The organism is Sphaerotilus mobilis, from assembly GCF_004216565.1.
GTDB classification, from domain to species: Bacteria; Pseudomonadota; Gammaproteobacteria; order Burkholderiales; family Burkholderiaceae_C; genus Sphaerotilus; species Sphaerotilus mobilis.
This window is the reverse complement of record NZ_SGWV01000012.1, coordinates 137,546-144,091: the sequence shown is the minus strand read 5'-3', so window position 1 is coordinate 144,091 and position 6,546 is coordinate 137,546. Positions and strand designations below refer to the sequence as shown.

At 67.9% G+C, this 6,546-nt stretch carries 8 protein-coding genes; all 8 read left to right on the top strand.

Annotated features, from left to right (window positions below):
* The first annotated feature begins 377 nt into the window (after positions 1-377).
* The 8 genes from EV685_RS18420 (at position 378) to EV685_RS18385 (ending at position 6,545) form a co-directional block, all read left to right on the top strand.
* On the top strand, positions 378-929 hold the full coding sequence (locus EV685_RS18420) for a hypothetical protein (protein ID WP_130483523.1): 552 nt from the start codon (positions 378-380) through the stop codon (positions 927-929).
* Positions 930-1,021: 92 nt separating this feature from the next.
* Positions 1,022-1,252, top strand: a complete 231-nt coding sequence (locus tag EV685_RS18415) for a helix-turn-helix transcriptional regulator (RefSeq protein WP_130483634.1) — start codon at positions 1,022-1,024, stop codon at positions 1,250-1,252.
* A complete protein-coding gene (locus tag EV685_RS18410) occupies positions 1,249-1,677 on the top strand; it encodes a hypothetical protein (protein ID WP_130483522.1) in 429 nt (142 codons plus the stop codon). The genes EV685_RS18415 and EV685_RS18410 overlap by 4 nt, the downstream gene beginning before the upstream one ends.
* A 293-nt stretch (positions 1,678-1,970) precedes the next feature.
* Positions 1,971-2,189, top strand: a complete 219-nt coding sequence (locus EV685_RS18405; protein WP_130483521.1) for a hypothetical protein — start codon at positions 1,971-1,973, stop codon at positions 2,187-2,189.
* A 208-nt stretch (positions 2,190-2,397) separates the two neighbouring features.
* Positions 2,398-2,658: a hypothetical protein gene (locus EV685_RS18400; RefSeq protein ID WP_130483520.1), complete on the top strand. Its 261-nt coding sequence runs from the start codon at positions 2,398-2,400 to the stop codon at positions 2,656-2,658.
* Positions 2,655-3,173: a hypothetical protein gene (locus tag EV685_RS18395; RefSeq protein ID WP_130483519.1), complete on the top strand. Its 519-nt coding sequence runs from the start codon at positions 2,655-2,657 to the stop codon at positions 3,171-3,173. Before EV685_RS18400 ends, EV685_RS18395 begins: the two co-directional genes overlap by 4 nt.
* 24 nt (positions 3,174-3,197) lie before the next feature.
* Positions 3,198-3,401 carry a hypothetical protein gene (locus EV685_RS18390; RefSeq protein ID WP_130483518.1) on the top strand — a complete coding sequence of 68 codons (204 nt, stop codon included), beginning with the start codon at positions 3,198-3,200 and terminating at the stop codon, positions 3,399-3,401.
* Positions 3,402-3,488: 87 nt separating this feature from the next.
* Positions 3,489-6,545, top strand: coding sequence for a DUF927 domain-containing protein (locus EV685_RS18385; RefSeq protein ID WP_130483517.1), 3,057 nt, complete (start codon positions 3,489-3,491; stop codon positions 6,543-6,545).
* Position 6,546: the final 1 nt, after the last annotated feature.

The following is a 6,546-nucleotide window of genomic DNA, read 5'->3' as shown; positions in this document are numbered from 1 at the left end:
TCGCACCTGGTCGAGGTCGAGGCCCCGGCCACCGCCGGCCGCGCGGCACCAGCTCGCGCACCTGGTCGAGGTCGAGGCCCCGGCCACCGCCGGCCGCGCGGCACCAGCTCGCGCACCTGGTCGAGGTCGAGGCCTGCCGCCGCTGGCCTGGCACCTGGTCGAGGTCGAGGCCTGCCGCCGCTGGCCTGGCACCTGGTCGAGGTCGAGTATCTGGATGGATCAAAATCAAGGGGTCGCGCCGGGCTGCGACTGATCCCCGCAGCCTTCCCAGCGCCCCCGCTGGATGGCGCGACACCTTTGGGCGGGGGTGAACGCATGGGGGCATGCGATTGGAAAAGACTGCACAAACCTCCCCGATCTGGCGAGACCTGTTTGACATGTCCTTTGTCGAACACATCTGTGCAGCCATCTGCACCGCGATACAGGAAAAGGCGGCTGGAAGCCCCTGCGCCTGGCAGGCGCCGAACATTCGCCGCTTCCTTCTTGAACCGTTGGATCAGTTCCTCTCGGAACAGGTTGCCCCCAGTCAACCCGGATGCCGGCCCTGGATTGATGCTGCCGCTGATATGTATGCCAAAGCTGAACGTCTTGCCGAACTTTGCGAGGACGAATACCCGTTCGACCATCGAGATGGGGAGGTCTACAAAACCTCCCTCCGCACTGCATGGCTCGAGTTCATTGCACATAACGCCGCGCACTATGTCTATTGGATCGAGCCTAAACGACTGGCGCAGGCCAAGGCAGCCGCATCTAGTCGAAAGTTAAAGGGGCCTGCGCTTACGCCCGAATCCATAGCGAAGCATTTCGCCAGTAATCCGAACTTGAAGTTTGAGGCCGGGGTGGCAGAACTTGCCCAGAAACACAGCGTCAGTGAATCAACAGTGGCCCGTCGGTACAGGGAAGCAAAACGGAAGAATCTCATGTCATAGCGCTGCTATGACAGTGACCCGGCTTGCATGCCCTCGTTCAATTCGACCCATCGCCCAGCAAGACCACTACGGGCGCTTATGGAGTCGAAGACGTGCAAGAAGCCACCGCCCCGCAACACCAAGTACAGCGTGAATCCCTGCTGCGCCTGGATCAGGTCGAAGCCATCACCGGCCTGAAGAAAAGCTCCATCTACAACCTGATGAAGGCCGGCAAGTTCGTGCAGCCGGTTCGCATCACGTCACGCTGCACGGCGTGGCCCGCCAGCCAGGTCGAGGCGTGGGTTCAGTCGCGCATTGCCGAAGCGGCGGGCAAGGCCGCATGACAGCCGCCAAGGTCGATCGGCTCACCCAAGAGCAACAATCGCAGGCCTTGGGTCAATGGGGGAGCTCGCAGTCCTTCAGGTGCTGCGGGTGCGACCGTGACGCCGTTCGCCTGGGCGGTGTCGTCGCAACTCAATCCGGCTTCGGCATGGCCGTCTGCGAGGCCTGCGACACACGCCGCCACCGCTCGGACAAGTTCCGGCGCAAGGTGGCGCGACTGGCTGAGCAAGCCGCCTGGCGGTCGACCTGGCAGCGGCTGGCAGATTTGAGCGGCGTATCGATCGCCGCGCTGAAGTCGACAGCCGATGACCTGAGAACACATGGCCGGCCGCTGACCTGTGAACAGTTCGACGTCCGTTTGGGCGTTCCGCCTGGCACCGTCAGGGCTGCTTGGTCACACGTGATGAAGGCCGGGGTGAAGCAGTGAACCCGGCATCGCTTGACGTCGCCGGCCGCAGCCGTGCACACTCAGCACGTCCCCAGACAACGGGGATGCGGGCTTGGCAGCCCGGCAGATATGGCGCAGCAGCCGCGCCCGACGCGGCTTTTTCACGTCCCTACGGGCGTGGTGCTGCGCGCATGGCCCCTTCAATGGCGGGCCGTGTGGGGACACCGCAAGGTGTGCCGGTTCCATATCCCGGTCTGCCAACCCTGCACGGTCTGCCGCCCTCTCTTGGCAGGGAGTGCGGCAGGTTCATCACCTGTCGATATGGAGCCATCATGGCTGACACCTCCGCGCCCGCAATGGGCCGCACGATCCTGCGCGTTCCTGCGCAACCTTCCCCCCGTCCTTCCCTGGTCCACGAGTACGCCCGCGCCTACGCGCTTCGCCTGGCCCGCCGCCTGGCTGGCCGCGCCGCCCTGCGCCGCGCCGAACTGCGCGCCCGGGCCTACTGCGTGATCGCTGCCGACCGGCTGACGCGTCGGGGTACGACATGAGCGCCCAACCCACGACCAATGCGGCGCACGGGGCCGCCGCAGCCACTGTGCACCGGCAAGCCCTTGAGCTGAGCAATGGGGGTGCAGCGTGAGCGCGCCCATCCCAACTTCTCGCGGTCCTCGACTGCGCCTGTGCCGGCGTGCACCTGTGCCGTTCGCGCAGGTTGTCCGATCGCTTGCCAAGTGCTCAGTGACGTCGCCGGCATGCATGCCCATCGAGCCATTCTTGTCGGTCGCAGGCCGGTACGTCGAAGGAGAACTGCAAGCCTCGGCTCTCCTGCTGGCCGCGGCACGAGGCCAGCTGCGCCGGGGCGACCTGTTGTCAGCCGTTCGGGGCACCGGTAGCCAGTCCTTGGCCGGCTTCTGCGCCCGCCTCCAGGCCTTCATCGAACTGAAGGCGGCAGATGGTTCGGCGTCGACGTCGGCGCTTGCGTCGGACTGCATCCGCATCGAAGGAGGTGCAGCGTGATCCGTGTGACCTTCGACATCAACCCTGACGGCCTGGGCAGCTTCACGGACAGCCACCTGGCAGCCCTGTGGCACGTCAGCCAGGCCAACCCCGCCCAGCATGGCGACTGCCAGGCCGGCGAGTTGGCCCGCGCTGTCGGCGTAGAGATCGTGCGCCGCTGGCTGGCTGAGACGCCGCCTGAGCTGTACGCGCACCAGCCCAGCGACCACTATTGGCAGACGCTGGTCAGGCATGGCGCATGGACCGGCCAGGGAGGCACCTGGGAGACACGTGCAGCCGCATCCGGAAGTTCGGTCGCCCTGACGAACGTAGCAGCGTCCCGCTCCACCAGTGCCACGCCATCGGACCTGGTGCGCGAACTGAGCTTCGCGGCGAATGCGTGGACCCGAGAGGCTGCCGACTTCCGGAACAGCCAGAGCAGCACGCCGGGCGATGAATGCGCCTATCTGGCTGATCTGCTGGCACGCGCAGCGGCTGCGATGGCGTCGGCTACGACGTCACCGGCAGGGGGCTGAGCGATGCGCAACCACACCCCGCTGATGAAGACCTTACGCCTCTGGCGACCGCTGACCCGCGAACTGCATGGCCTCGCTGCAGATGGCTCGCTTGAGCTGATGACGCTGAGCCAGGCCGACCTGATCGGCCTGCGGGCCGATGCGCTGCATCTCGTGCAGGCGCTCGACGAATGGCAGGCCACGCACCGGCCTGCCGCGACGACCCACAACCCGATTCAGGGAACCTGATATGTCCAACATGAACAAGGCCGGCGCCGCCGGTCGAGCTGCCGCATTATCCAGTGCGCTGGGGGCTGCTCCCCGAAAGGCGCGCACATGAGAGCCGGGCGCCGCCAGGGCGCCCGCGAGATCACCGCCGACCTGGTGCGTGATGCCCTGTCGTTCATCCCGCCCGACATCGGCCACGATGAGCGCGCCCGCGTGGCGTTCGCGGTGTTCGATGGCATCGGGGATGCAGGCGTCGACCTGTGGCTGGAATGGGCCGCCAGGCGCAGCACAGCCGACGCGAACGAGGATCGAGCGACCTGGAAGAGCGCCCGCAAGCGAGGGCCGGTCAAGGTCGGCACGCTGTTCGGCATGGCGAAGGACCGCGGCTTCCGGTTCCCCGAGCTGGACGCCGATGCACCCATGCCCGATCCCGCCGCGCTGGCTGCCGCTGCAGCGGAGCGGGAGCGCAAGCGCCAGGTCGAGGAGGCGCAGTACCGAGAGCGAGCCGATCGCACCGCCAGGACCGCCCGGAAGGAATGGGCGGAGGCCAGCGAGACGGGCGAAAGCCCCTACCTGGCTCGCAAGGGTGTGCAGGCTCACGGCGTGCGCTTCATGCCGAACGGGACGCTGCTGGTGCCCTTGTGCGATGCGGCCGGCGAGCTGCACAACCTGCAGCGCATCGCCGCCAGGCGCACGGCCAACGAACCCGAAAAGCGCTTCCTGCCTTCGGGTCGGAAGTCGGGCCTGTTCCACCTGATCGGGTGGCCTGATGGTCAAGCCGACGATGCAGGCGTCTGCAAAGCCCCTGCAGTGCTGTTGCTTGCGGAGGGCTACGCGACCGCCGCCAGCCTGTACGAGTCGACCGGCAAGCCTGTCGCGGTGTGCTTCGACGCTGGCAACCTCAAGCCCTGCGCCGTCGCGTTTCGGGGCATGTTCCCGGCCGCTCTGCTGCTGGTCTGTGGCGACGACGACAAGGACACGGAAGCCCGCACGGGCACGAACCCCGGTCGGGTCAAGGCCGCTGCAGCGGTGCGCGCCGGTGCGACCGCCACCGGGCCGACCGCCAGCGTGTTCCCCGTTGGACTGCCCGACGGCGGCAGCGACTTCAACGACCTGGCCATGCATGCCGGCGCCGACGCAGTGCGCGACCTGGTCGAAGCCGCGATCGCGGCGGCGCGCCTGGCGTCTTCGATCGGTCCGGCTGAAGCGGATCCCGCACCAACCGACGATCCCGGCCCGCCAGTCGACGAACGCCCGGCGGGTGATGCCCAGGCATCAACTCCACCTCGCAAGGGCTCCAAAGCTCGCCGATCGCGTGCGCCCGAGGAAGGCGACATGGCCGGCATCGATGCCAGCGGCTTCGACCGCTTCCGCTGCGATGACTCGGGCGTGTGGTTCACGCCCCCGGCCAGCGACGACGGCACCACCAGCGGCGCACGCCGCGTGTGCGACCGCCTCGATGTCCTGGCCCTGGCGCGGGACATGCACGACAAGGGCGGCGCGCTGCTGCTGGAGTTCGACACCGCCTTCGGGCGTGGCCGACGCTGGCTCATGCCCTTGACCATGCTGGCCGGCGACGGTGCCGAGTACCGGCGCGAGCTGCTGGACATGGGCTTCCATGCGCCGACCGACGGCAACCGGCGGCGCTGGTTGACCGAGTACCTGCAGAGCCGCCGGCCTGCCGACCGCGTGCGCCTGGTCGATCGCGTCGGCTGGCAGGGCAAGGCCTACGTCCTGCCACGCGAGACGCTGACCGCTTCGGACATCGAGGCCGAAGACACGCCTGTCGAGCGCCTGATGTTCCACAGCGATGCGCCGATGGAGGACACCTTCACGCGGCGCGGCAGCCTGGCGCAATGGCAGGATCGGATCGGCCGGTACTGCATCGGGAACAGCCGGCTTCTATTCGCGGCTTCGGCGGCGCTGGCCGGGCCGGTGCTGGCCTGGCTCTCGGGTGCCGAGTCCGGCGGCTTCCACCTGCGCGGCGATTCGAGCTGCGGCAAGACCACGGCCTTGCGTGTGGCCGCGTCCGTCTGGGGTGGTCGCGACTACCTGCAGCGCTGGCGCGCAACGGACAACGGCCTGGAGGCGCAAGCCGCGCAGCATTCGGACGTGCTGCTGGTGCTCGACGAGCTGGGCCAGATCGATGCGAAGGTGGCCGGAGAGTCCGCCTACATGCTGGCCAACGGGCAAGGCAAGGCGCGCGCTGGCCGCAACGGGGGCGCCAGGCCGCGCCTGAGCTGGCGTCTGCTGTGGCTGTCAGCCGGCGAGATCCCGCTTGCGCAGCACATGGCAGAGGCCGGCAAGCGCATCCGCGCCGGCCAGGAACTGCGGATGGTCGACATGCCCGCCGACGCAGGCGCCGGCCTGGGTCTGTTCGACACCGTGCACGACCACGAGGGCGGCGCGGCCCTGGCGCTGCACCTGGCCAAGGCCTGCGAGACGACGCACGGCACGCTGGGCCGGGCCTGGCTCGAATGGCTGACCGAACATGCCGGCGAGTTCCACCAGCAACTGCGCAGCGATGTCGACCGCATCGCACAAGCGTTCGTGCCCGACACCGCAGACGGACAGGTCCAGCGAGCTGGCCGGCGCTTCGCCCTGGTGGCCGCCGCTGGCGAGCTGGCAACTCGGGTCGGGCTCACGGGCTGGCCTGAAGGTGCCGTCACCGACGGCGTGCGGAAGTGCTTCCTGTCCTGGGTGCTCGCGCGGCCGGCCGGCTTCGGCAACAGCGAGCGAGCCGAGGCACTGCGCCAGGTGCGCGCGTTCCTCGAAAAGAACGGCGATGCGCTGTTCACCTGGTGGCATCGGGCGATGGACGACCACAAGCCGAACACCGCGCTTCGGGCCGGCTTCAAGCGCATCGTCGACGAGGACGGCAACCCCATCAAGTTCGACAGCGCGACCGACTACAGCGACGCACGCGCGCCACTCGGGCAGAAGACCGCAGACCCCGGCCTGGTCGAGTTCTTCGTGTTCCCAGAGACCTTCAATGCAGACGTCTGCAAGGGCCTCGATGCGAACTTCGTCGCGCGGGTACTGAAGGAGGCTGGGTACCTCAAGCACGACCGCGACCGCTACACCTGCAAGCCGCGCTTGCCTGGCATCGGGAACTCGCGGGTCTTCCACATCCTGCCGTCGATCTTCGAAGGCGAGGCCGACTGAG